Source organism: Clostridium sp. MD294, from assembly GCF_000364165.2.
Taxonomy (GTDB): domain Bacteria; phylum Bacillota; class Clostridia; order Lachnospirales; family Anaerotignaceae; genus Coprocola.
In genome coordinates, this window is record NZ_CP097810.1 from 33,001 (window position 1) to 58,587 (window position 25,587).

The following is a 25,587-nucleotide window of genomic DNA, read 5'->3' on the forward strand; positions in this document are numbered from 1 at the left end:
TCAACCCTCCTGTTCTATATTTGTTGTAATTTCAATTTCTAAACCCATATCAGACAAATGACAAAAAAATCTTTTTGGTAAATCTCCCTTTAAAGCAGTTGCAATGCTAATTACAAAATTGTCTTCAAAAGAGCAAGTTGCAATTTGTGTTGTTCTTGTACTGACAAATAAATCAAAAAGGCGAATGTATGGTATCATTTCTGTAGGCATTTTTACTTTTCCAACATTAGAAAGACAAGAAGTTGCTTTTTGGTAAGAAAGCCAATTCGCAAAACGCAACACATAATCTTTTGTAGCAAGTGGAACTAATTTCATAGTAATATTGTGTTCTAATGCAGAAAGGGCATTCATACCTTTCCTTAATTCCTCTTTTGTCAATTTCTGCTGAAACTGTTTTTTGACAGAGCATAAAACTGTTTCTAAATCTTGTTTTTGTTCTGCAAAAGAATAAATAATTTGTATTACTTTAAAAAAGTTTCTTGCACTTTCAGAAGGAAAATAATTTCTCAAATTGACAGGGATACTGATTACAACGGGTTTTTTCTGCTCTTTTACACTCATACCTTCATAAATAGAATATATCCAAACAGCAACAAGAAATTCTGTCACAGTAGATTGATATTTTTTAGAAAGCTGTAATAATGCTTTTACAGACACACAGCCCTCTATTACTCCCATTTGCCCTATATCAAAATATTCTCCTTTAATATGATAGGCAAAAGGAACTTTTTGTTGTTTTGAAGTGTGTTCTTTTTGAAAATATTTCGAAAAACTATCTATACTTTTTTCAGAAGCAGTTGTTGCATTTTCTAAATAAATTTCTTTATTACAAAATGCTTCACTATGTTTTTCTAATATATAATAATATACAAGCGTTCTTAAAAAAAGTAATGCCCCTGAACCATCAGAAAGTACATGATGCACTTCCAAATTAATTCTATTATGATAATAAGAAACATCAAAAAGAAGGCTTTTTCGATTCGGAAAATACAAAGGAGAACATGGATAATTATTTTCTATGTGAATAAGTGGTTTTCTTTCTGTATTTTCAATATAATACCAAAATAGTCCTCTTTTTAATATAGAACAATAATAGGGAAATTTTTGTAATGTTTTTTCAAGTGCTTTTTGTAAATAGTCAGGGTCTATTTGCTCATATAGTTCACAGGAAAATCGAAATACTTTTGTGTCCCTTTTATCTGTATTTGCTGGAAATATTTTTGCAGCATTATCTAATTTATGCCATTGTGGTTTTCTTTTCATTTTCAAAATAAGCTTCACTCCTGAAGAAATTGATTTATAATTTTATAAGTATATTGTATTAAATGGTTTTTATTAGGCAAAGAAGAAAAATAACCATGTAAAGCATTTGGTATTCTTTCTATTATGACATCATTTCCTGCTTCTTGTAATTTTCTTCCATAGGCCTCTCCTTCATCTCTTAAAAGGCAATACTCTGCTGTAATAATTAATGTGCGAGGTTGCTTGCTAAAATCTTTTTCTAAAAGCGGTGCAAAATAAGGATTACGCCAATTTTTTTTATTAGGACAGTACATTTCCATATAATCAGAAACCGTTTTTGATGTCAATATATAATCTGTACCATTTTCTTTAACAGAAGAAAATGGTGATGTTTCACTATGGTTATTAAATGTAGCAGGATAAATTAATATCTGTCGTTTTGGTAAAAATTCTCCTCTATCTCTTGCCATAAGAGATAATGCAGCAGCTAAATTTCCTCCAGCACTATCCCCTATTATAGTAATTTCATCTGCTTTTGTTTTTAGCAGTGTATCATCTAAAAAAATCTCTTTTGCTACACAATAACAATCCTCTAATGCTGTAGGAAAAGGATATTCTGGTGCAAGTCTATAATCTACAGAAACAACAATATGGTCAGTCATAATTGCCATATTAGCACATACGCTATCATAACTTTCAATATTGCCTGTTACCCAACCACCGCCATGAAAAAATAAAAGCACAGCATGAGGCAAATCACTAGGAGGAGAAAATATGCGAACAGCAATATCATATCCATCTCTTGTAATTTTATGGTTCCATATTTTATAATAAGGTGGTTTTATTACTTTTTTATGTGCTAATGTCACAAGCTGCCTATGTATTTTATATGTTTTTTTAATATCTGGACTAGAATGGCTTAAAAGCTTTAATGCAGCTAATGTTACTTTATGAAATGCCATATTAAAAACAGCTCCTTTTAAAATAATCATATTTACTATAACACCATTACACCATTTTCGTCAAAGATATTTATTATAACAATATAAAATAATATAAAAAAACTAATACAATATCACAAAAATGAAATCATATTAGTTTTATATTTTATTATTTATTATTAGTGCAGTTTTATTTTAATAGTCTTGTCTTTCTCTTTCTCTTAAAATTTCTTCTCTTTGTAAATAAAGCACAAATTCACGAATACTATATTCTTCATTTGGTTTTATATCTTCAAAACAGCAACCATAACAACGAATTTCTTCTTCACCATCTTTTGTTTGTCTTTTTAAATCTTGTATTCGCAATATTCTAGCTTTTACGTCAAAATTTGCTTTAGGAGATTTAAAATGGTATATGACGATTTCTTTTTCCATGAGCATTTCAGATGGATAACTGAACATAATTCCTCCAGCACTAATATCTATTAATTCAGCAGTCACTTCTTTCATATCACGAAATGACAATGTTAAATTAATTTTCATATCATGTGCTTTTACTTTTACATCTTGACGACGTTGTATTGTTTCTAATTTTTGTAATGAAGAAAATACAACATTTACTTCTTTTGGAGCACTTCCACTATAAATATTAGTAGACTCTGCATGAAAATAACACATACCCTTTATATTATGCGTCATTAAAAGAATGACTTCATTTTGAACAACATCATTTTCTAGTAGTTGTTTTATTTCATCTCTTGATGTTTTATGAAAAGCAAGTGTAACATTATCGTCACCTTGTTTTATCAATACAGCATTTTTAATTAATTTTCTGTCTAGTGTATAAACTTTAACTTGTTTGTTATACTCATTAATCGCCATAGTTTTCCCCTCTTCCTCAACTGTGCATTAAAACGTTAGTAATGGATACCACTTCTATTATACATGAAATATAAAAGTTTTGTCAAGAATTTAACTTTATAATTAGTATATTTTGACTATATTTATTTATAAAAAAGAAAATAGCTTCTGTTTATTGTCGTTGACAGAAAGGAATAAAACATAGTAGAATAATAACAATAAATTATAAAGTAGGAAGTGAAACGATTGATTTCTTATATAAAAGGAATAATTACATATAAATCAAATTCATTTGTTGTAATAGAATGTAATGGCATAGGATATAAAATATTTGTTTCCTCTGCTACACTTTCTCACTTAAATGAAAAAGAAACAATAATGATATATACTTTTATGAATGTAAAAGAAGATGATATTTCTCTTTTTGGTTTTTTAACACAGCAAGAACAAACCATATTTCACCAGCTTTTAAGTGTTTCAGGTATTGGCCCAAAAGGAGCATTAGCTTTTTTATCTGAAATGACACCAGAAGAAATTATTATTGCCATACTTTCAGAAGATATTAAAACACTTAGTAAAGCACCTGGTATAGGAAAAAAGACTGCTCAAAGATTAATATTGGAACTTAAAGATAAAGTAAAATCAGAAGAAATTACACAACAAACATCACAAAAAGACACAAGTCAAAAATGGGAAGCGATAGAAGCATTAACATCATTAGGATATAGCAGAAGTGAAGCTATGCAAGCTGTTAACGCTTGTTATAAAGAAGGGCTTTCTGTAGAAGAAATATTAAAATTATCTTTTAAAAAATTGATAAAATTTTAACGAAAATAGGTGATTTATGTGGAAAACAGACGAATTATTACCTCTAGTTTTCAAACAGAAGATATAGAAGTAGAACAAAAACTACGCCCTCAAACACTTGATAACTATATTGGACAGCAAAATATTAAAAATAATATGAAAATATTTATGCAAGCAGCCAAACAGAGAAAAGAAGCACTTGACCATGTATTGCTTTACGGCCCTCCCGGATTAGGTAAAACAACACTTTCAAACATCATAGCTAATGAAATGGGAGTAAACATCAAAACTACTTCTGGTCCAGCAATAGAACGACCTGGAGATATGGCAGCAATATTAAATAATCTTTCAGAAGGAGATATTTTATTTGTTGATGAAATACACAGATTAAATCGTATGATTGAAGAAATACTTTATCCTGCTATGGAAGATTTTGTAATTGATATTGTAATAGGAAAAGGGGCAGGAGCACGTTCTGTTCGTTTAGATTTACCTCATTTTACATTAATTGGTGCTACTACAAGAATTGGCTTACTGACAGCACCTTTACGTGACAGATTTGGTGTAATACATAGATTAGAATTATATACTATTGAAGAACTAAAAACGATTATTCATCGTTCTTCCGATGTACTTCAAATAGAAATAGAAGACAAAGGTGCAGAAGAAATTGCAAGGCGTTCTCGTGGAACACCTCGTATTGCAAACCGATTATTAAAAAGAGTGCGAGATTTTGCACAGGTAAAATACAAAAGTCATATTACAGAAGAAGTTGCAAAATTTGCTTTAGATTTATTAGACGTTGACAAAGTAGGACTTGATTATATAGATAGAAAAATGCTTTTAACTATGATAGAAAAATTTAATGGTAGAGCTGTAGGATTAGATACTATTGCAGCATCTATAGCAGAAGCACCTGAAACAATAGAAGATGTTTATGAACCTTATTTATTACAATTAGGCTATATACAAAGAACACCAAGAGGGCGTATTGTAACAGAAAGAGCTTATGAGCATTTCGGAATACCTTATCATAAGGAAGGAGAAAGTATATGAAATTGTCTGTACAAGAAGTTATTGAATTAGTAAAAGAAGAATTACTTTGTTATGAAGATATGGAACAATATACACAACAATGGGAAAAAGAATTTATACAATGGGTAAAAAAGAAATATCCTAAAAAAGTATATGTTATGACAATAAAAGACGAAGAGGAAATATTTGAAATTGCAGACTCTTACAGAGATGCTATAGAACAAAATAGCATAAAACAATATTGGAAAGAATTTTAAAATAACTATGCAGTCTGTACAATACACTTTATTTCATAGCATATTTGTACAGACTGCGAAATAACAAATAAAAACATATTACTTTGATATAGAGGCTTGTGCAAGCCCTTTTTCTACTGCATCTAATATAAGCTGAGCAGTATATGTATTTTGAGAAGACACATCTATAGTAGTAGATTGTTGTTTTACAATTTCTTTTGCTAATTCTTGTGCAGTAGTTTCTACAAGAGGATAGAATACAGAAATTGTTTCAGGAGTATCTGTTAATGAAACAGATTTAATATTATTTTTATCTACAACAATTTCTACTTCTGCAACTTCTCCATTGAGTGTAAATTGTGCATAATATGTACCTGGATTATAAACTGCTGTTTGTTCTTCTTTTGGTAAAAAGAAATAAATAAGCCCTATTATAATCACTACGCCTAATATGGCAAAAACTGCTGTTTTTACCAACTCCCTAAATTTAATGACCACAAATTTCGTTCCGTTCATGCTGTGACCTCCTAAAATGAATAATACATTTACAATACTGTATGAATTTTTTGCTACAATTATGCCATTTGTACAAGCTAAAAAGAAAGAAGGGATAACTTATGAGTTTGCGTTTCATCATTGGACGAGCAGGCAGTGGAAAAACACAATACTGTTTAAATGAAATCACACAAAAACAACAGCAACAAAAAGGTCATTTTATGTTACTTGTACCTTCACAATACTCTTTACAGGCACATAAAGAATTAACTGAAAAAACACAGGGAAAAACTATTTTATATGCAGAAGTATTTGATTTTAATAAACTTGCTTATACTGTATTTCAAAAAAGAGGAGTATCAAAAACAATTCCTTTAAACACTGTTAGTAAATCTATGATATTAAGAAAAATATTAAATCAAAATAAAAACAATTTTTTATATTTTAAAAATAGTTTAGACCAGCAAGGATTTATAGAACAGTTAAGCAGTACCATTTCAGAATTATTTCAATTTCAAATAGGAACACAACAATTAAAATCCTATCAAAACAATAATAATCTTTCTCAAAAAGTAAAAGAGAAATTATATGATTTAGATACGATTATGCAAAGTTATCAAAAATTTTTAGAAAACAATTATATTTCTGGAGATGAATTATTAGACTTACTTGTACAACGTTTGCAAAATGTGCAGCATTGGCAAAATACTGAAATTTGGATAGATGGCTTCAGAGGCTTTACTCCTCAGGAATATGACGTAATACAGCAGCTTTTACGTTTGGCAAAAAGGGTAACTGTAACATTAACAATAGACGATTATACCTTTTTTCAACATAATGTTCCTATGTTTAATGGCTTTTTTGAACCCTCTATTACAGCAAAAAAAATAAGTGAAATTGCTCAAAAACAAAATTGTAATATAGAACAACCTATTATATTAAAACAAAATAAAAGAACAAACAAAAAAGGGCTTCTTTTTTTAGAAAAAAATTATTTTAGATATTATAGAAAAAGTACAGAAGAATTAGAAGGTATTACTTTATTTTCTGCTTCTAATCAATATGAAGAAATGACAATGATAGCAGAAGAAATTATTTCTATTATCAAAAAAGAACAGCTTCGATACAAAGACATTGCTATTGTCACAAATGGTTTACCTCTTTATGAAAAGAGTTTACGAGGTATATTAGAAGAATTTAATATTCCTTATTTTATTGATACAAAAAGAGAAATTATATCTCATCCACTAATGGAATTAGTACGTAGTGTATTATATGCACTATCTCATCAGTTTACTTATGAAAGTATGTTTCGTTATTTAAAAACAGGATATTCTCTTTTGACACAAGAAGAAACTGACAAATTAGAAAACTATGTACTTGCTTATGGCATAAAAGGGAAAAAATGGTTTGCAGATACTTGGGAATATGGTATGCAGCAAAAGTCAGAAGAACAAAAAGCTGAAATCAATATATTAAAACAAAAAGCGATTTCTCCCCTTGAAGAATTATATCAAATGTCACACAATAAACAAAATCAAACATTATTGAATTGGTCAAAAGCACTTTTTCGCTTTTTGCAGTTTGTCAATGCCAGCGAAAAAACGGTACAAATGGCAGAACAAACACAATCAATAGAAAAAGCCAAAGAATATCAACAAATTTGGTCTATACTTATGGAACTTTTAGAAAGTGCAGCAGAAATATTAGGCGAAGAAAATATGACTATAGAAGAATTTTACAAAATTATAGAGGCTGGTTTAGAACAAAGTGAAATAGGTATTGTACCTCCTACAGCAGACAGTATTATTGTAGGTGACATTGAAAGAAGCCGTTTACCAGAAATTAAAGTGCTTTTTGTATTAGGTGTTAATGAGGGAATATTGCCTTCTCCTGCAGAACAAGGCGGTATTTTTACAGAAGGAGAAAGAGAAAATTTAATTGTACAAGGAGCAGAATTAGCACCTAGTGCCAAAAGAAAGGCTTTTGAAGAACAATATCTTATTTATAAAGGATTTTCTCAGCCTTCTGAAAAATTATATGTCAGTTATTGTATTGCCGATATAGAGGGAAAACCTTTACGTCCTTCTTCTGTTATTATGAAATTAAAAAAAATGTTTCCAAATTTAAAAGAAACATTTGAGTTAGATACATTGCACCACATGGCAACACCAAAAACAGCTATACATTTTTTAGGAGAGCAAATGAGAAATTGTTTTTTATCTGAAAACAATGATATGGATACTATGTGGAAAGATGCCTACAGTTATTATAATACAAATGAACTATGGAAAGAGCATATTGCTATGTTAAAAAGAGGTCTTTTTGCACAGGAAACAGTAGAGCATATTTCTAAAAAAATGGTTAAAAAAATATATGGCAATCAAATCAATACAAGCGTTTCTCGTTTAGAAAAATATTGCTCTTGTCCTTTTTCTTTTTTTGCAGAATACCATTTAAAAGCAAAACAAAGACAGTTATATCAAATTAGAATACCTGATTTAGGAATATTATTTCACGAAGTAATGGAAACATTTTCAAAACAATTACAACAAAAAAATATTTCTTGGCATCATTTACAAAAACAGCAGTCTGACGAAATTATAGAGTATGCTGTAGAAGAGGCAGCACCAAAAATAAGCAATCAAATATTATTTGATACTTCTGGAAACAGATATTTATTACATCGCTTAAAAAGGATTTCAAAAAGAGCAGCTTGGACACTTACAAAACATATACAAATGGGAGATTTTGAACCATATGGTTCAGAAGTAGTTTTTGGTTCTACTTCTTCATTGCCCCCTATTGTAATAGAATTGTCTGGTGGAGAAAAATTACTGCTTAATGGAAAAATTGACAGAATTGATATTATGGACAAAAATAACACCAGATATGTTAAAATTATTGATTATAAATCTGGTCAAAAATCTTTTCAATTCAGTGATATTTTTTATGGTTTGCAATTACAGCTTCTTATATATTTAGATGCTTTTTTAGAAAACAACAAACAACATTTTAATATCAAACCAGGAGCGGTATTTTATTTCCGTATGAAAGACCCTTCTATTAAAATAGAAAAAGAAATGACTTCAGAACAAATTTATGATGCTTTATTTAAAGAATTAAAAATGTCAGGATTAGTATTAAATGATATTAAAGTAATACAAGGACTTGACCACATTTTTGACAGCGGAGAGCAAAACAGTATTATGCCAAGTGTAGAGTCTTCTATTATACCAGTTTCTTCTTTAAAAAATGGTGCTGTAAGTAAAAGAGCAAATGTAGCAGATGAACAAAACTACAAAAATATTATGGACTTTGCAAAAAAGAAAGCACAACAAACAGCAGAAGCATTATTAAAAGGAGAAATTGCTCCTTATCCTTATAAAAAAGGAAACGATACACCTTGTATATATTGTCCTTATAACAGTATCTGTCGATTTGACAAAGACTCTCCCAACAGTCAATACAGAATATTGCAAAACATATCGTCAAAAGATTTTTGGGATATTATTTCACCAAAACAAACAGAACAAAATAAAACAGAATAATATTTTGTTATACTTGTTTTACTATATTTTGTTGCTATTTTGTTTTAGTATTGATACAATATTATTATATTTATTTCATATTGTACAAAAATCGAGGAGGATTTTATATTATGGAAAAATCAAAAGTATATTTTACAAATTTTAGAGCAAAACCGGGTACAAATTTACAGCAAAAATTGGCTCGTCTTATCAAAACAGCTGGTATTGGTGATATTGATTTTAATAAAAAATATGTTGCTATTAAAATTCATTTTGGTGAACCAGGAAATTTAGCTTATTTACGTCCTAATTATGCTAAAACTGTAGTAGATGTTGTAAAAGAATTAGGTGGAAAACCATTTTTAACAGACTGTAATACATTATATGTAGGTGGTAGAAAAAATGCACTTGACCACATTGACTCTGCTTATTTAAACGGATTTACTCCTTTTTCTACTGGCTGTCATGTCATTATAGGCGATGGCTTAAAAGGTACAGATGAAACACTTGTTCCTATCAATGGCGAATACATTAAAGAAGCAAAAATTGGTAGAGCAGTTATGGACGCAGATATTATTATTTCTTTAAATCATTTTAAAGGGCATGAAATGGCTGGTTTTGGCGGTGCATTAAAAAATGTAGGTATGGGCTGTGGCTCTCGTGCTGGTAAAATGGAAATGCACAATGCTGGTAAACCTCGTGTGAAAGACAGAAAATGTGTGGGCTGTGGTATGTGTCAAAAAATTTGTGCTCACAGTGCTATTACTATTACAGAAAAAAAGGCTGCTATAGATCACAATAAATGTGTAGGTTGTGGTAGATGTATTGGTATCTGTCCTCATGATGCTATATTTGCTGTAAACGATGAAGCAATAGACATTATGAATAAAAAAATGGCAGAGTACTCTCTTGCAGTATTAAAAGACAGACCTCATTTCCACATCAGTCTTGTTATGGACGTTTCTCCTTTCTGCGACTGTCATGCTGAAAATGATGTTGCTATTGTACCAGATGTAGGTATGTTTGCCTCTTTTGACCCTGTAGCATTAGATGTTGCTTGTGCAGATGCTGTAAACAAACAGCCTGTTATTTCTGGCAGTATATTAGAAGAACATATTGCACAACACAATCACAGTGAAGAAGAGGACTATTTCCATTTAGTTTCTCCTAACACAAGCTGGCGTTCTTGTGTAGAACACGCTGAAAAAATTGGCATTGGTTATCAAGCATATGAGTTAATTGAAATTTAATAACAATATGAAAAAATATAGTATTCCTTTTTTCGCATTGCTTTTTGTATTTTATTGTGTATGCTGCCAAAGCAGTTCTCAAACACAAACAAATACAGTTGAACAAACTGCTTCTACATTTTCAGTATGGAATAGTATGTTATATGCGGAAATAGAAAAATCATTTGCTTCTATATTTGCTCAAAAAACAGAACAAATACACTATAAAAACTATTCACAATGTTTGTCACAGCAGCAACTACAGCAATTAAAAGATATGGCAAAAAAGTATTATGAAAATGAATTTTCATATGATTTACTTTCTTTAAATATAGCTGAAAATGATTGTCACTGGTATTATGACTATCCACAATACCAGCAAGGAAACATTATCATATTCAAAGCTGAAACAGCTCATGCAGGTGAAGGAATATATCGTTATATTGTATTTGCAAAAGATACTAATAGTGAACAATGGAAGCAAATTAACGAAGGATATTAAACAATAAAGGAGTTTTCTAAAAAATTAGAAAACTCCTTTTATTTTTATTTATAACAATATATACCACATAGCAAATGCAAAGCCAGCTCCCAAAAACAGCAAACTTTTTGACAAATTATCTTTGAATATTTGTTTTCCACCTTGAGGATATACTGTAAAATACACATTTTCTTTTGGTATTACTTTATCCATTTTATGGTTAAACAAATATACTTGACAAAGTGCTATAATACCATCTGTAATAGAGCCTATTGTTCTAGCTACAAATGCTCCTAAAAATGGTAACAAACCTAACAATATTGGTCTATAAATTTGATGTTCTAAATTCCAGCCTTCTGCCCATCTATCTAAATATACTGTTTCTCCTTTTGCACCTTTTTCTGTAAGCAGTTTTCGTATAAACAACAAATAAACTACTGCCCCTACTGCAATAGAAATAACCGCTCCTTTTAAATTTGCCCATGAAAAATAGTGTATTGTATGTGCTGGTGCATGGCCATATACAAAACCTCTTGCCATTTGTGCGATATTTTCTTGCGTCTGGTGGGGAAACAATCCAAATAGCAAAGGCAGTACTGCACAAAATGAAAGCAATATTTTAGAAATATTATTCATATATTCCTTTTTTTCATTCCATTTTTCATCTGGTTGTTCTACAAATACAGCAATAAATAGTTTTGTCATATATGCAACAGTTAAACCGCCAGCAAACAAAAACAAATATTCTATTACTCTCATTTGTGTTACACTTTGCCCTGCTTCTGCTAAAAATAGTATTTCTTCTACAATGCTCTCATGTATTAATGTTTTACTGATATAACCATTACAAAGAGGAACACCCATAACACCCAATGCTCCCATAATAAATATTATTTTTAAAAGCGGTTTATTTTTGCCATATCCTCTTATGTAATTCAAATTCAAATTTTTGGTATTGTAATATATAATACCTGTTACCATAAATAATATCAATTTTACAATGGTATGGTTTGTTAAATGTAATATACTACCATCTACTGCCAAAGCATTATGTTCTCCCAATATTCCCTGCATACCTATTCCTACCAATATAAAACCAATTTGCGATAGTGAAGAACAAGCTAATGTTCTTTTTAAATCAATAGAAAATACAGCCAATATTCCACCTAAAATCATAGTCATAATACCAAAATAAACAATCAAAATACCCCATTTTGCATCATGCAAAAACACAATGCCACCTAATATCATTATGCCATAAATACCTGTTTTAGAAAGCACACAAGAAAGCAATGCTGTTGCTGGAGCTGGTGCTGCTGGATAAACTTCTACAAGCCATGTATGCAATAAAAACATACCAGCTTTTGCACCAAAACCAAACAATATCAATATACCTACTATATATAATTGATTTCTATTTTGCAAAAGCGAAATCGCTTGAGGCAATTCGTCAAATACTAATGTTCCTGTCATATGATACAGCATAAATATTCCCATTAATGTTACAAGGCCACCTATTACTGCTACAGCCAAATAAGTCGCTGCTGCATAAAGTGCTTCTCCTGTACCTCTGTGCATAATCAACACATAAGAAGTAAATGACATCATTTCAAAAAATATAAATGTCGTATACAAATCTGCTGACAGAAATACTCCCATTGTCGCACCTAATGTCATAAGCATAAAAAAGTAATATCTGTTTCTATTTCTATCTTTTTGAAAATATTCTTTTGAAAGCACTGTTGTAATAAACCATACAAATGCTGTCATTACAGCAAGTACTTTGTGTATACCATCTGCTCTAAATGCAATACCCAAACTGCAAAATCCTGCTATACTATATGTTTGTTCTGCTGTCAAAGAAATACTAGCTGCCAATATCACAGCTGTTACTATCCAAGTAAAATAATCTCTTGCTGTTTTATTTTTTTTACCAATTATATATGCAATAAATGCACTCAATATAGGAAAAAAAACCATAAATGCTAACATTGTTTTCCTCCTTTACTATAATATCCCTTGTGCAATAGCGTCAAATATCTGCACAAAAAATTTAGGATACAATCCTATTACAACAGAAATAGCACTTAAAACCAATAAAGGCACTGTCATCAATTTGTTGGGGTCTGCTACACCATCATAATACCATGCAGGATATTCTTTTTTTACAGGAAAATAAGCTCTGATTACTAATTCAAATAAATATAATGTAGTAAGTAATGCAGATATTATCAATGCAGCAATGCCTAAAAAAGCATAAGGATTTCCTGCTTCTACTGCTGCCGTACCTAAAGCATATTTACTGTGAAATCCTGCAAAAGGTGGTATACCTGCCATACCAATTGACACAATTGTCATACTCAAAAATATCATAGGCATTTTTGTACCAAATCCTTGTATTTCATAAGCATATTCTCTATGATTTTGATACAATATTGCACCTGCACAGAAAAATAATGTAATTTTTAATACTGCATGATAAATCATATGTAAAAGACCTGCTGATAACCCTGCTGGTGTCATCAGTGCTATACCAAACAATATATAAGACAAATTACTTATAGTAGAATATCCGTATCTTCTTTTAATATGAGGTGTTCTCAATGCCATAGTAGAACCGAATACAATTGTCAATGCTGTCATAGCTAATATTACATTTTGCACCCATGTCCCTTTTAAAAACTCTGTACCAAAATTATAATATGTTAATCGTATGATAGCAAAAACACCTGCTTTTACTACTGCTACTGCATGAAGCAATGCTGTAACAGGTGTTGGTGCAACTGCTGCAGTAGGTAACCAATAATAAAATGGCAGTATTGCCGCTTTGACACCAAATCCAAAAAAAGCAAGTAAATATACTACATGAAGCATTTCGGCATCTTTTGAAGCAAGTTCTGTATTTAATATTCCTCCCATTACAAAATCAAGAGAATTTCCATATATTACAAGGAAAACAAGCCCTATAAACGCAAGAGAAGCTCCTGCCATCATATAAATTAAATAAATTCTACCTGCATATCTTGTTTTTCCATCTGTACCATGCATAACAAGCGGTAATGTTACCAATGTCAAAAATTCATAAAATAAATACAATGTTACCATATTCCCCGAAAATGCTATTCCTATTACTATGCCAAATGTCATCATAAAAAAGGAAAAGAACTTTGTTTCCATACCTTCATGTTTCATATATTCAAAAGCATAAAATGTAGTGATTACCCACAATATAGAAACCATTGTACCAAACACTATTGACATACCATCTATATGAAGTATCAAAGAAAGCTTTTCACTAAAACGGTATAATACAAATGCTTCTTTATTATCAAAATACAATATAGATAATACAAATATAGCATTTAATATTACTACAAAACTGACATATTTTTGTCTTTTTTGTCTATCTTCCAGTTTTGAAATTAAAAGTATTACTCCAGAGATAACTGGAAAAAGAATAGGCAAAAGTAATGCTAATTTTTCGTTCATAAACTATTCCACCTCTCTTTTTTACAGTGATACAAACTGAAGTATACTATTTGAAATTTGTGTAATTTGCGTTATAATGCTATTTGGAAACATACCAAAAAGTAGTGCTAAAACAGAAAGTATACATAATGGTACTGTCATTAAAAAACAAGGCTCTTTATTTTCTCTATGGTAATATTCTTCTGCTCTGCCCGGAAAAAACGCATCTGCTACTATAGGCAAAAGATAACCTGCAGTCAGTAAAGCACTCACCATCAATATCAATATCGTTGTTCCTATCAATCCCAATACTGCATACTCACAACACAATCCTCCTTGTGCTAAATACCATTTACTTACAAAACCACTTGTAGGAGGTATTCCTACTAATGACAATGACGCAATAGCAAAACACCACATGACTATAGGCATTTCTTTGCCTATGCCTTTTAATTCATTGACATATGTTTTACCTGTTTTATATATAATTGCTCCTGCGGTAAAAAACAATATATTTTTTGCTACAGCATGAAATAATATTTGAAGCAATGCACCACAAAATCCTAATGGAGAAAACAACATTAATCCAAATAGTACATAAGATACTTGACTTACTGTAGAATAAGCAAGCCTTTTTTTTAGTAATCTTTCTTTATAAGCAAGCATAGAACCCATAAAAACAGTAAACACCGCAAGCACTAAAAGCACTTGTTGTGCCCATGTGCCTTTTAAAAATTCTGCTCCAAACAAATAATATGCTACTCTTATTATAGAGAGTACACCGCCTTTTGTAATAATACCAGAAAGTACAGCACTTGCAGGAGAAGGTGCTACAGGGTGTGCTGTTGGCAACCACCCATGCAAAGGAAACATACCTGCTTTTCCTCCAAAACCTATCATCATTATCAAAAATACTACAAGTAATATATTCTCATTTCCTTTTACAAGTGTCATATTTAATGTACCACCTGCTGAAAATGTTGTTGTATAGCAGTAATAATTTAAAAAGAATGCTCCTAACAATGCTAAACCAGCACCAAATATAGAATAACCTAAATATTTCATTGCCGCCTTTTTTGCTTCCATTGTACCACTATGTATTACAAAAGGCACTGTTAAAAGTGTCATCATTTCATAAAACAAATAAAGTGTCATGAAATTTCCAGAAAAAGATAATCCTATCAAAGCACCTAATGTCATAATATAAAATACAAAAAAGCGTTTTGTATTTTGTTCATGCTTCATATATTCTAAAGAATATACTGCTGCCAAACACCATATTATACTAATTAAACAAGCAAAAAATCGAGATAAGCCATCATTTTGAAATGAAATAAATACATTTTCGCTCATATGCCAAAATGTTATTTGTCTATTTTGCGTAAGGCATAAATACCATACAAATACTACTTCTAATAATACTACACTAAATATATAAATTTGTTGCTGTTTTTTCCCCTTCACAGTTAAAAAAAGCAGTCCAGCTATTATTGGAAACAATACGGGAAGTAACAGCATTTCATTACCAATCACACACATCACTCTTTTCTACAATTTTTCAATTACAATAAACGAATACCTAATTCAATCATATCAATAATAGGTTTATAACAAATACCTAAAAAGAAATTTGTGACGATAAATATACCTATACCAATTTCCATTTTTCTGGAGTGTTTTGTATATTCTGCCTTTTTGTCCACTGGTGTCCATATCGCTATTGCTGAAGGTATAAAATACATAGCATTTAATATCATACTTACTGCTAATGTCAATAACGTAATTACCATTTTTTGAGGAGAATATATTGTAGCAGAGGCAAAATATAATTTTGAAACAAATCCTGCTGTCAAAGGAACACCTACCATAGAAAGCCCCCCTACTGTAAATCCAATTCCTGCCATAAGATTTCTATGTGCTGCACCTCTCAAATCATGTATGCTATCACTGCCCTGTGAAACAGTCATAAGGCCTCCTGCACAAATAAAAAGCATTGCTTTTGTAGCAGCATGAGCTAATATATGAAAACAAGCTGCTACCATACCAGCATGATTTCCTAATCCCAAGCCCATATAAATATAACCAATTTGTGCTGCTGAAGAATAGGCAAGCATATGCTTAATACGTGTTTCTTTTAATGCAGAAACAGAGCCTACTACCATGCCTATTAGTCCAAACAAAAATAATACATTTGTAATTCTTAAACTTCTGATTAAATCTATTGTGAAAACACAATAAAACATTTTGATATTTAATATAATAAAACTTTTGAGTACAAGACCAGATAATATACTACTTGATGGTGGTGTTGCAGCAGGGTGTGCACTTGCCAACATAAAATGAAAAGGAAATACAGCACTTTTTATAGAAATGCCTATAATTATCATACCAATTACTACTGCAAAAGGAAAAGCATATTCTCCTGTTTTTGTAAGCTGTATAATAGACTGTTGTATATTAGACATCAAAAGGTGTCCTGTAATGCTATATAATAATGAAATACCTATTAAAAAAAGTCCTGAGCCTAAAAGACATATAATTAAATAATGTAATGTTGCTGCAATGCTTTCTCCTGTCCCTTTTGCCATAATAATAGCACAGGAAGCAATGGTATTGATTTCCAAAAATACATATGCTGTAAATATATCATTGGTATATATCAATGCAAGCATAGAGCCAAACAACAAATTTATCATAACAAAATATAAATTTTGTTTTTCAGGTAATATATCTTTTTGTACAAATTTCGCCCCACCTAGCAATGTATTTGCCATTACAAACGAAAATGTCAATGCCATCAATGCCTCTAATGGGCCTGCTCTCAATTCATTTCCCCAAGGAGCAGGAAAGTGTCCCATCATAAAAGTAAAGCTTTGTTCACTTTTCCAAACACTCACTAAAAGTATTGCTGATAATATTCCTACAATACATACAATAATAAAATTAATTTTTTGTGCTAATTTTCCCTTTGCAAATAAAGGAGTAATAATTCCTCCAAACATTGTTAAAAAGATACTAATAAAAGGAATATTATATATATAGTTTACACTTCCCATTAATGTCCCTCCTTTTTCGCTTTTTGCATAATTTCATCTAAATCAAGAGAGCCATAATGTTTATATAATCTTTGCACTAATGCTAATGAAAACGCAGTGATACTAACAGAAACAACAATACCCGTTAATACTAATCCACTTGGTACAGGATTTATAAATTTTTCTACTGTTGCTGTTGTTCCTGCAGTTACTATAGGTGCCGCCCTTCCTTCTATAAATCCCTTTGCTGCTAAAAATAAATACACCGCTGTATCCATAATATTCAAACCTATAAATTTTTTAATCAAATTACGAGAAAGAAGCAGGTTCATAAATCCAATGCCAAATAATATTACTGCTGCTGCCTCATAATGATTTGTCATTAAATTTGTCATTCAAATTTCTCCTTTTGTGAATAAAGCATAAAAACCATATATTGTACAAGCTACTATCATTCCAACACAAATATTTAAAGGTAATATTAGTCCTCCACTAAGCAATGCCCCCGGTGTACCCTTTGGTATAATATTAGGCAAATGATTTGCTCCTGTAAAAAAAGAATATCCTTTTAATACACAATATGTCAGTAAACAAGTAACATTAATGCGTACAAATATTTTATAAGTAAAAAATTTCTGCATTTTTTGCTGTCCATTTACAGAGGCATACAATACCAGTCCTGCCCCTATAATTGCTCCTCCTGAAAATCCTCCTCCCGGAGAAATATGACCATTTAATACTACATAAATACCAAATAAAAATAGCAAAGGTGTTAATAAATTTGCTATTCTTTTCAATATAATATTTGCATCTTCTTTTTCAAACATTTCATCTTCTTTTTGTTCTCTTTCCTCTTGCTCTGTTGTATTATATTTATCTTTTTTCAAAAGCATTATGACACATATTACAGCTAAAAACAGTACATTAGACTCTCCAAAAGTATCAAATGCTCTATAATCTAATATCATACCCGCTACAATATTTGTTGCTCCTGTTTCTTCTACTCCGTTTTCAATGTATCTTTGTACTACCTCATTTGATGCAGGGTTATTGCTTCCTCCAAAATAAGGTAATGCTGCTACAGTATGCAATAATATTGCTATAAATGTTGAACACACAAACACACACATTGCCATATAAAATATAGCTTTTTTTCTTCCACTCCATATATACTTTTCAAAATTTTCCTGCAATTTTTCAAAATCTATTTTTTTAAATGAAATCTTTTTTGGCATTTCAATGGCTTCCTCTCCATTGACCCAATCCACAAAATGCTGCCATTTTGATTTCTTATTTTGCTCATTCATCATGCGTTCCCTTTATTTCATGCACTTTTTTTAATGTGAGGAAGAATAATATACTTGTAATACCAGTGCCAACTGCTGCCTCTGTAATTGCTAAATCAGGTGACTCCAAAAATATCCATACCACAGACATTACAATACTATATGCCATAAATATAATTACTGCTCTTAAAAGCCTTTTTGTTACAGAAACCAACAAAGCACATACAATTAAAAATAAAAGTAATAAATTTTCTATTAACATATTATTTGTTTTTCATCCTTTCTTCTAAATTCAAATTTGTAAGTATCTCCGTTTTTGAAATCAAATGGCTACTTACTGGGCTTGTTATCCACAAAAACAATACTACTAAAAACAATTTTAATACATGAAATATATCCAGTCCTAATATCATTAACCCTATCATAACTAACGCTGTACCTAATGTATCTGCTAATGCTGCTGCGTGCATACGATTTAATGTATAGTGAAATCGATATAATCCCAACACTGATACTGCAAAAACAAACATACCTACCAACACAAATAGTATCCCTATTACATTACTCACGTTTTTCCTCCTCTCTCCTTTCTTTATAAAGAAACCAACCTTTATGATATAATGTGACAATATGACACAACACCACTACGGCTAAAAAACTCAGCATAGAATATACTAATGCAATATCTACTAAAAAAGACTCTTCTAAGTATACAGAAAGTATACAAATAAAACTAACTCCTAATGTTGCTATTACATTAATACAAATCATACGGTCTGTATATCTAGGCCCTTTTAATGCTTTATACAGACAGAAAAACATTAAAATAGAAAGAAAAATCATACACCCAAACAATACCATATACAACAAATTTTCACTTTCTATCATTTTTTTCTCTCCTTTCTATTTCGAAAAGTTTTTGTGCAAATACTCCATGTTCTATTTGTTCCTCCCCTCTGCTGTCTAATACATGTACTGTAAATTCTTTTTCTTCCATTCCTACCGTAATTGTTCCTGGTGTTAATGTAATAGAATTTGCCAGTAACACTCTCATTCTTTCATCTTCTAATTCAGAAGTAAATGTCACAAAACTAGGGTGCCACTGTTTCATATTAGGGTTTAATATCAATTTCATTACAGCAATATTTGATTTTATAATTTCTATAAAAAGCACAAAAGCATATTTTGTAAAATCAAATATGTGACCACTTAAAATACTTTGTCTTTTCTCCTCTCTTATAAATTTTTGAGTGAAATAATACAATGCTCCACAAATCAACAGACCAATTATGGCAAGTTCTATTGTTACCCTTCCATTAAACAAAAACCATAATAAATACATTACAATAAACAGCATAAATTTTCCCTCCTTATATTATATATTTTTATATTGAATAAAAAAGGCACAATGAAACAAAATTCATTGTACCAAACATCACTAACTTTTTTTATTTTTGTCACTTTTGCAGGTACTTTTCTGCAATAATTTATGTAATGCAAAACCACACGATATTTTACTATAAATAAATATGCTTCATTGTCTATTATGCACTACTCTGCATAAATTGTCAATATTGCTTGTATCATTCCATTTACGCTTTGTTCAAAAAGTAATACAAAAACACTACATTACTAGGCTATTTTTACTAAAAATATCACGTTTTATTTATTGTATCATAATTAGTATTATTTTTACAGACTTTTTTTTCATACAAAAAAATCCCTCTTTTATTTATAAAAAGAGAGATTTTTATTACTTAAATTCTATTTTAATCGGCTAAAACTTTATTTTGTTTTAAATTTTTGCTCATTATTTTATAAACTGGTAAGCCTATCAATGTAATAATAATACTAACTATAGAACGAAGTCTATTATCTGTAGAAATGGCTTCTACAAAATTCCCTGAAGATAATGTTTGTAATGTTTCTGACAATGTAACACTATCACAAATCAAAAGTTGATTAAATATAACATATACACCACTTATAATAGCAATTGCTGGTATAATAGGATACAAAGGTACTTTATATATTCTTTCTACAGTTGCCCATTTTGCTTCTTTTCTCAATTTTATTACTGCCACAAATGTTAATGTATAAAATATCCAGCAAGAAAATACTGCCACGTCTGTCAATAAATTAAATTGTCCTGTTAAAGAATATATACAGCCTATTGCACCTACCAATATAATAGAGTTCATAGGAGATTTTGCTGCATTTAATTTTGAAAATATTTCACTTGCTGGAAGTGTACCTTCTACTGCAAGAGAATAGGCTACTCTAGAACCAGACAATACAAATCCATTACACGCACCAAACACAGAAATCATAATACCTACTGCTATAATTTTTCCTCCCACTTCTCCAAATATTGCTGTTGCAACATCTGCTGCTGGTGTAGGTGTTGCAGCCAATGCACTCGCTGGCAATACCCAAAGATATGCCAAGTTAATTACAAAATAAACTGCCATAATTACAGAAACACCACCTACAATAGCAAGAGGCAAATCTTTTGCAGGATTTTTCATTTCTCCTGCAATCGCTCCTACATTTGTCCAACCTTCAAATGCAAATAATACTGCTAAAAGCAATGAACTTAAAGCATTTCCAGCACTTACTCCTTCCCCTACCATAGGGCTAAATATAGGATTTTCTCCAGAACCTTTTATAAATCCAAATATCATAAGCAATATTAAAGGTATGAGTTTACAGACTGTTGAAATAACTTGTACTGCTCCTCCTACGCCTGAACCAAGTGCATTTAATATAATTATAATAATAACAATAGCGATTGTAACGGCAGGCGTTAATGAGGGATTTCCTGTAAACAGTTCAAATTGTTGTGCACAAATAACAGAAAGTGCTGCAATCATAGCAGGATAAAATAATACTGTTTGCATCCAGCCAGTTAAATATCCTACTTTTTTACCAAATGCTTCTTCTAAATAAGCTACCATACCACCCGTTTTAGGAATTAATATTGCAACCTCAGCAAATGTTAATGCTGCTGCAATACTTGCAAGACCACCTATTATCCAAGCCATCATACCTAGTCCAGGTGCTCCTGCTGTGGTAGTATAAATAGACTGTGGTTTAAAAAATACTCCAGAGCCAATAACAGAACCTACTACTGTCGCCAATGCAGTAGATAGACCTAATGTTTTTTTCATTTCATTATTATGATTTGACATATAAAGCCCTCCTTTAATTTATTATAGTATTGCGGTTTTAAAACTGAAAGATCTCCTTTCTATGTAAAAATATAGTAAAATAGTATTTTTTTGCCAAAAATAAGTACAAAAAAAAGGAATACAGACACGCTAAAAAACGTCGCCTCTATTCCTCTGTATTGTAACCTGAAAGCATTACTCCTACGGTGATTTTATTTCTAAAATTCTCTCCAGAGTTCCATCAACAGCAGGTCGGTTTGCCTGAAAGTTTCTTTAAAATTTGGCGATTTTAAATTGCTTCATCGGCTTCCTTATTATACAAATTGAATATATTTAGGAATTTTCCTGCTGCTTCATTTGGCAATATTTTATTTTTATTCATTATACAATGTCATTTTTTATTTGTCAATGCTTTGTATAGCAAAATATACAAAATATTTATATCTTTCTACTTTATATTTGAATTTATTCATTTTACAAAAAAAGAAGCCTTTTTATATGCAAGCATATTTTATTGCTTCTTTTTTATTTATTACTATGAATTTTGTAACAGTTGTTTTCCTTGTTGTATTATTTTTTGGTATCTTGTTTCATTGACGCTTTTTAGCCATGCAATTTTACCAGAAATTTCTTGTTTTGTTTGTTTTGGTATAGCCTCTCCTGCATTTTTTAATTTCTGTGCATTATGTATAGAAGCTCTTAATATTTTTATCCAATTTCGAGTAACACCAATTTCTGCATTGTTTATTACAATACCTGTAATATACTGTCTGTTATGTTTTCTCAATATATGCGTTTTTTGTTTATTGATATGAAAGCCTTCTGCCTCTATTATTTTTTGTATACTATTTAAAAAGCTGCCTATAGCAAAATTTTCTAATTCTCCTGTATAACTAAAACTCATATCATCAGCATATCTTGTATAAATGACACCTAATTTTTGACACAATCCATTGATACGTTTATCCATTCTTTTACATATCATATTGGTAATCATAGGACTAGCAGGAGAACCTTGAGGCAATATTCTTTCTGATGTTTTAATATATTTTGTTTCTCCTTTTATTTCCACTGCCATTCTTTCGCAATAAGTACAAATCATAGCAAGAATAGAAGAAATATAACCAGAATAACCTAAATATTGAAATAATCCTCTCACTCTTTCAAATGTAATGGTTGGGAAAAAGTTTTCTAAATCAATATTAATCAATAAATCAGGGCTTGTCTGATGTGCTTTTGCACCTGTTAATACAGATTTTGATTTTATAAAGCCATGTGCTACATCAGAAATTTCTGTTTTTTCTAATATTTTCTCTAATATTTGTTTTTGTGCTGTTTTTAATTGTGTTTTTGGGGCAGCAATATGACGCATACCACCACTTTTTTTAGGCACATCAAAGCGATAATAATTATCAAATGTCACGACATCTCTGTGATAAGCCAAATAACGTAATGTACTATATTCTATTTGCAAAAGCTGTGCAATATCTTTATCTGTTTCTAATATGGGCAAATTGTTTTGTTTGAGTTTTTGTATATCTGTTTGTTTTTTATGCAAAATATTAGAGTAGCCTCTACCTATAAACAATATATTTTCTGATTTTCTTTTTTGCCATTGTTCTGTTTTTAGCTGTTTTTGTCTTTGTCTTTCTGCCTTTCTTTCTGCACGTCTAGCAATAGAAGCTTTCATAATTTCCTGTGAAACAACAGCACGGATTTTTTCATAATCCCATGTATCTTGATATTGCTTTTGTAAAGAAGAAAGTTTTATTTCGATTTCTCTTTTTTCTTTATAAGCCTGTGCAATTTGCTCTGACAATTTTTGAAATTCATCAAGCAATTTTTTTCTATTTTGAAAATCTTGTTCTGTTTCATTTTGCTGACGTTCATAAGGTGTTGGTAAATGGCTTGGCCAGAAACCATATTCTTGCATTTTTAAAAATGTAAACTCTTTTTTGCCCATTTCATTTATTAGTTTTCTATATTCAGACTTTGTATCCATTATAGCAACATCTCCATAATATCATTAATTTTATATTCTTTGTTATATTCCAAATTTTCTAGTTTTAATAGTTTAAAAGAAGCAACATACAGTGCAAGGATATGGGCACAAGGCTCTGATATATTTTTTGCACCTCTTTTAAATGTTGCACAACTGCAATTCAATTTTACAATTTGTGCATCTTGGTCAATAACAATCTCTGTATTACTAGGGGCATAATAATTGCCTTCATTATATGTTGTAGTGAATATAAATTCTTTTTTAGGAGTATACATTACTCTCATATTGTTAAATGTCTTTTTACTATATTTTTCAACTTGTTTTTCTATATTTGTAATTTCATAAAGCTGATGTGGTATAGGCTCATTACACAAATGACGGAAACGAACTTTATTGTTTACCATATCAAAATAGCCCTCTCCTTTTCTAAAGAGCATACCAATACCTGCTTTTACTTTATCTTGTATTACACTATCTTTAAAATGGTCAAATATTTCCTGCATAGATAAACAACGTTGCTGTTTTAACAATTTATAAACTTCATTATAATTTCCATTTCCTGTAAATCCAGCCATAATATTAAATGCTGTACCTTTTACCCAGTCATTAGAACTCCAAGAAGAAAAGCCAACTGTCATCTGTAATGTTCCCATATCTGCCCTAATAAACTGAGGCATACCAAATCCCAAAAATTTTACATAAAATGCTTTTGCAATAGGAAGCAGTTTTTCCATTACCAACCAACGTCTTCTACCCCAAATTTTTTCTTCTCTCTTTTTTTTGCCTTTATACACAGCATTTAATGTGATTACTTTACCAAATGGTTCAAATACAATTTGTATTCTTTGTTCTGGTTCTAATATCCATTTCATGTAGCGAGGGCTTTTTTTCTCTTTATGTTTTCTTAAAAAAGCACAAATATCATACATATCAGAAGGACTTAATTCCAACTCTATACCATCTAATGCTGCCGCTGAGGAAACTTGATTAAATCCTTTTATCCACGTTTCAGGTAAATCAATTTTCTTTTCTACATATTCTGGTACAACATCATTTTCCACTGTAAAACCATCTGGATTAACAGACAATGTTACATCAGTATAACTACGAAATCTTTGCATTTCTTTTTCCAGCTTTGCAGAAAAATCAATATTGGTTGTACCAAGTTTTGGCTCTTGCAACAAATCAAATTCTTCCATAGCTACAGACAAACAACCATAAGTAGACTCATCTACTGAAAAAGCTTCAAATGAAACTTGGTCTTTGTGTACCGTAATGACAGGGTCTAACACAAACCATAAACTATAATCTCTATCTCTTATAAATTTCCAGAAATCTCTTTCTATTTTATAATAGTCTTTCCACGCATCATATGCGTCAATTTGTTTTTGCAAATTTCTTTGTATATTCTGCAATTTTTTGATTTCTTCATTTTGCTGTGACAATTCTTCATCACAAACAGACATTTTTTGTTTTAATCCTTCTCTAATTTTAGGTGCATACTGTTCATGTGTTTTAATACGTCTTTCAATTTCTTGGTCTAGCCACTCAAAATATTCAGGTCTTTCTTTTTGTTTTTGGCTCATATCTGAAACAACAATATCTCTTAACATAAGCATAGCATCTCTAAACAATAATGGGTGTTTTAATTTGCCTGAAAAAGAAACTTTTTCATCTCTTGACAAATCTGCACTAAATCCTAATGTTGTTTGATTATTGACTTGTCTACACTGAGAAGGACTTGCATATTTATAATTTACTTGCATTAG

At 30.5% G+C, this 25,587-nt stretch carries 23 protein-coding genes and 1 riboswitch; of the genes, 6 read left to right on the top strand and 17 right to left on the bottom strand.

From position 1 onward, the window contains the following. From C820_RS00200 to C820_RS00210, 3 genes are all read right to left on the bottom strand, one after another. The gene (locus tag C820_RS00200; protein ID WP_004036425.1) at positions 1–1,269 is read right to left on the bottom strand and encodes a condensation domain-containing protein; all 1,269 of its coding nucleotides are present in this window, start codon (positions 1,267–1,269) and stop codon (positions 1–3) included. A gap of 8 nt (positions 1,270–1,277) precedes the next feature. Next, complete coding sequence (locus C820_RS00205) at positions 1,278–2,204, bottom strand: alpha/beta hydrolase (protein WP_004036424.1); 927 nt, start codon at positions 2,202–2,204, stop codon at positions 1,278–1,280. Between the two features lie 174 nt (positions 2,205–2,378). Beyond that, the gene (locus C820_RS00210; protein ID WP_004036421.1) at positions 2,379–3,065 is read right to left on the bottom strand and encodes a PilZ domain-containing protein; all 687 of its coding nucleotides are present in this window, start codon (positions 3,063–3,065) and stop codon (positions 2,379–2,381) included. Between the two features lie 216 nt (positions 3,066–3,281). Here C820_RS00210 and ruvA point away from each other — a divergent pair, with 216 nt between their 5' ends. The 3 genes from ruvA to C820_RS00225 are packed head-to-tail and all read left to right on the top strand — an operon-like array spanning position 3,282 to position 5,143. Next, on the top strand, positions 3,282–3,872 hold the full coding sequence (gene ruvA / locus C820_RS00215; protein WP_251855616.1) for a Holliday junction branch migration protein RuvA: 591 nt from the start codon (positions 3,282–3,284) through the stop codon (positions 3,870–3,872). A gap of 18 nt (positions 3,873–3,890) precedes the next feature. Continuing rightward, positions 3,891–4,907 (top strand): Holliday junction branch migration DNA helicase RuvB, encoded by a 1,017-nt coding sequence (gene ruvB / locus C820_RS00220; protein WP_004036419.1) that lies wholly within the window; start codon positions 3,891–3,893, stop codon positions 4,905–4,907. Continuing rightward, positions 4,904–5,143: a hypothetical protein gene (locus tag C820_RS00225; RefSeq protein WP_004036418.1), complete on the top strand. Its 240-nt coding sequence runs from the start codon at positions 4,904–4,906 to the stop codon at positions 5,141–5,143. The genes ruvB and C820_RS00225 overlap by 4 nt, the downstream gene beginning before the upstream one ends. A 78-nt stretch (positions 5,144–5,221) precedes the next feature. Here the strand turns inward: C820_RS00225 and C820_RS00230 are convergent, their stop codons facing one another. Then, on the bottom strand, positions 5,222–5,638 hold the full coding sequence (locus C820_RS00230; protein WP_004036417.1) for an FMN-binding protein: 417 nt from the start codon (positions 5,636–5,638) through the stop codon (positions 5,222–5,224). Between the two features lie 101 nt (positions 5,639–5,739). On the opposite strand from C820_RS00230, the gene addB reads away from it, so the two are divergent. From addB to C820_RS00245, 3 genes are all read left to right on the top strand, one after another. After that, the gene (gene addB, locus C820_RS00235; RefSeq protein ID WP_004036416.1) at positions 5,740–9,168 is read left to right on the top strand and encodes a helicase-exonuclease AddAB subunit AddB; all 3,429 of its coding nucleotides are present in this window, start codon (positions 5,740–5,742) and stop codon (positions 9,166–9,168) included. A gap of 110 nt (positions 9,169–9,278) precedes the next feature. Next, positions 9,279–10,397, top strand: coding sequence for a DUF362 domain-containing protein (locus C820_RS00240; protein WP_004036415.1), 1,119 nt, complete (start codon positions 9,279–9,281; stop codon positions 10,395–10,397). A gap of 7 nt (positions 10,398–10,404) precedes the next feature. Continuing rightward, positions 10,405–10,878, top strand: a complete 474-nt coding sequence (locus C820_RS00245; RefSeq protein WP_004036414.1) for a hypothetical protein — start codon at positions 10,405–10,407, stop codon at positions 10,876–10,878. Positions 10,879–10,926: 48 nt separating this feature from the next. Here the strand turns inward: C820_RS00245 and C820_RS00250 are convergent, their stop codons facing one another. The 13 genes from C820_RS00250 to C820_RS00310 form a co-directional block, all read right to left on the bottom strand. Further along, positions 10,927–12,849, bottom strand: a complete 1,923-nt coding sequence (locus C820_RS00250; protein ID WP_004036412.1) for a complex I subunit 5 family protein — start codon at positions 12,847–12,849, stop codon at positions 10,927–10,929. 15 nt (positions 12,850–12,864) lie between these two features. Continuing rightward, positions 12,865–14,346, bottom strand: coding sequence for a complex I subunit 5 family protein (locus C820_RS00255; protein WP_004036411.1), 1,482 nt, complete (start codon positions 14,344–14,346; stop codon positions 12,865–12,867). A 21-nt stretch (positions 14,347–14,367) separates the two neighbouring features. Further along, complete coding sequence (locus tag C820_RS00260; protein WP_004036410.1) at positions 14,368–15,858, bottom strand: complex I subunit 5 family protein; 1,491 nt, start codon at positions 15,856–15,858, stop codon at positions 14,368–14,370. Between the two features lie 29 nt (positions 15,859–15,887). After that, entirely contained in the window at positions 15,888–17,381 is a 1,494-nt protein-coding gene (locus C820_RS00265; protein WP_004036409.1) for a complex I subunit 5 family protein, read from the bottom strand. After that, a complete protein-coding gene (locus C820_RS00270; protein ID WP_004036408.1) occupies positions 17,381–17,755 on the bottom strand; it encodes a sodium:proton antiporter in 375 nt (124 codons plus the stop codon). The genes C820_RS00265 and C820_RS00270 overlap by 1 nt, the downstream gene beginning before the upstream one ends. Next, positions 17,756–18,667 (bottom strand): hydrogen gas-evolving membrane-bound hydrogenase subunit E, encoded by a 912-nt coding sequence (mbhE, locus tag C820_RS00275; RefSeq protein ID WP_242824485.1) that lies wholly within the window; start codon positions 18,665–18,667, stop codon positions 17,756–17,758. It abuts the gene before it with no gap. After that, on the bottom strand, positions 18,660–18,908 hold the full coding sequence (locus C820_RS00280; RefSeq protein ID WP_004036406.1) for a Na(+)/H(+) antiporter subunit B: 249 nt from the start codon (positions 18,906–18,908) through the stop codon (positions 18,660–18,662). The genes mbhE and C820_RS00280 overlap by 8 nt, the downstream gene beginning before the upstream one ends. A 1-nt stretch (position 18,909) precedes the next feature. Then, positions 18,910–19,215 (bottom strand): cation:proton antiporter, encoded by a 306-nt coding sequence (locus C820_RS00285; RefSeq protein ID WP_004036404.1) that lies wholly within the window; start codon positions 19,213–19,215, stop codon positions 18,910–18,912. Next, a complete protein-coding gene (locus C820_RS00290) occupies positions 19,208–19,534 on the bottom strand; it encodes an MrpF/PhaF family protein (protein WP_004036402.1) in 327 nt (108 codons plus the stop codon). The genes C820_RS00285 and C820_RS00290 overlap by 8 nt, the downstream gene beginning before the upstream one ends. Beyond that, positions 19,521–20,003, bottom strand: a complete 483-nt coding sequence (locus C820_RS00295) for a Na+/H+ antiporter subunit E (protein ID WP_004036400.1) — start codon at positions 20,001–20,003, stop codon at positions 19,521–19,523. Before C820_RS00295 ends, C820_RS00290 begins: the two co-directional genes overlap by 14 nt. 412 nt (positions 20,004–20,415) lie before the next feature. Continuing rightward, positions 20,416–21,837 carry an APC family permease gene (locus tag C820_RS00300; RefSeq protein ID WP_004036398.1) on the bottom strand — a complete coding sequence of 474 codons (1,422 nt, stop codon included), beginning with the start codon at positions 21,835–21,837 and terminating at the stop codon, positions 20,416–20,418. A 218-nt stretch (positions 21,838–22,055) separates the two neighbouring features. Further along, a riboswitch (glycine riboswitch) is annotated at positions 22,056–22,173 on the bottom strand. Between the two features lie 178 nt (positions 22,174–22,351). Next, positions 22,352–23,818: a reverse transcriptase family protein gene (locus C820_RS00305; RefSeq protein ID WP_004036392.1), complete on the bottom strand. Its 1,467-nt coding sequence runs from the start codon at positions 23,816–23,818 to the stop codon at positions 22,352–22,354. Further along, positions 23,818–25,584 carry a hypothetical protein gene (locus tag C820_RS00310; protein WP_004036390.1) on the bottom strand — a complete coding sequence of 589 codons (1,767 nt, stop codon included), beginning with the start codon at positions 25,582–25,584 and terminating at the stop codon, positions 23,818–23,820. The genes C820_RS00305 and C820_RS00310 overlap by 1 nt, the downstream gene beginning before the upstream one ends. Positions 25,585–25,587 lie beyond the last annotated feature (3 nt).

Coding starts and splice junctions, on each gene's coding strand:
- C820_RS00205 (WP_004036424.1), bottom strand. CDS start 2,204: ATGGCATTTCATAAAGTAACATTAGCTGCATTAAAGCTTTTAAGCCAT.
- C820_RS00210 (WP_004036421.1), bottom strand. CDS start 3,065: ATGGCGATTAATGAGTATAACAAACAAGTTAAAGTTTATACACTAGAC.
- C820_RS00225 (WP_004036418.1), top strand. CDS start 4,904: ATGAAATTGTCTGTACAAGAAGTTATTGAATTAGTAAAAGAAGAATTA.
- C820_RS00230 (WP_004036417.1), bottom strand. CDS start 5,638: ATGAACGGAACGAAATTTGTGGTCATTAAATTTAGGGAGTTGGTAAAA.
- addB (WP_004036416.1), top strand. CDS start 5,740: ATGAGTTTGCGTTTCATCATTGGACGAGCAGGCAGTGGAAAAACACAA.
- C820_RS00240 (WP_004036415.1), top strand. CDS start 9,279: ATGGAAAAATCAAAAGTATATTTTACAAATTTTAGAGCAAAACCGGGT.
- C820_RS00245 (WP_004036414.1), top strand. CDS start 10,405: ATGAAAAAATATAGTATTCCTTTTTTCGCATTGCTTTTTGTATTTTAT.
- C820_RS00250 (WP_004036412.1), bottom strand. CDS start 12,849: ATGTTAGCATTTATGGTTTTTTTTCCTATATTGAGTGCATTTATTGCA.
- C820_RS00255 (WP_004036411.1), bottom strand. CDS start 14,346: ATGAACGAAAAATTAGCATTACTTTTGCCTATTCTTTTTCCAGTTATC.
- C820_RS00265 (WP_004036409.1), bottom strand. CDS start 17,381: ATGGGAAGTGTAAACTATATATATAATATTCCTTTTATTAGTATCTTT.
- C820_RS00270 (WP_004036408.1), bottom strand. CDS start 17,755: ATGACAAATTTAATGACAAATCATTATGAGGCAGCAGCAGTAATATTA.
- mbhE (WP_242824485.1), bottom strand. CDS start 18,667: ATGAATGAGCAAAATAAGAAATCAAAATGGCAGCATTTTGTGGATTGG.
- C820_RS00280 (WP_004036406.1), bottom strand. CDS start 18,908: ATGTTAATAGAAAATTTATTACTTTTATTTTTAATTGTATGTGCTTTG.
- C820_RS00290 (WP_004036402.1), bottom strand. CDS start 19,534: ATGATAGAAAGTGAAAATTTGTTGTATATGGTATTGTTTGGGTGTATG.
- C820_RS00295 (WP_004036400.1), bottom strand. CDS start 20,003: ATGCTGTTTATTGTAATGTATTTATTATGGTTTTTGTTTAATGGAAGG.
- C820_RS00300 (WP_004036398.1), bottom strand. CDS start 21,837: ATGTCAAATCATAATAATGAAATGAAAAAAACATTAGGTCTATCTACT.
- C820_RS00305 (WP_004036392.1), bottom strand. CDS start 23,818: ATGGATACAAAGTCTGAATATAGAAAACTAATAAATGAAATGGGCAAA.
- C820_RS00310 (WP_004036390.1), bottom strand. CDS start 25,584: ATGCAAGTAAATTATAAATATGCAAGTCCTTCTCAGTGTAGACAAGTC.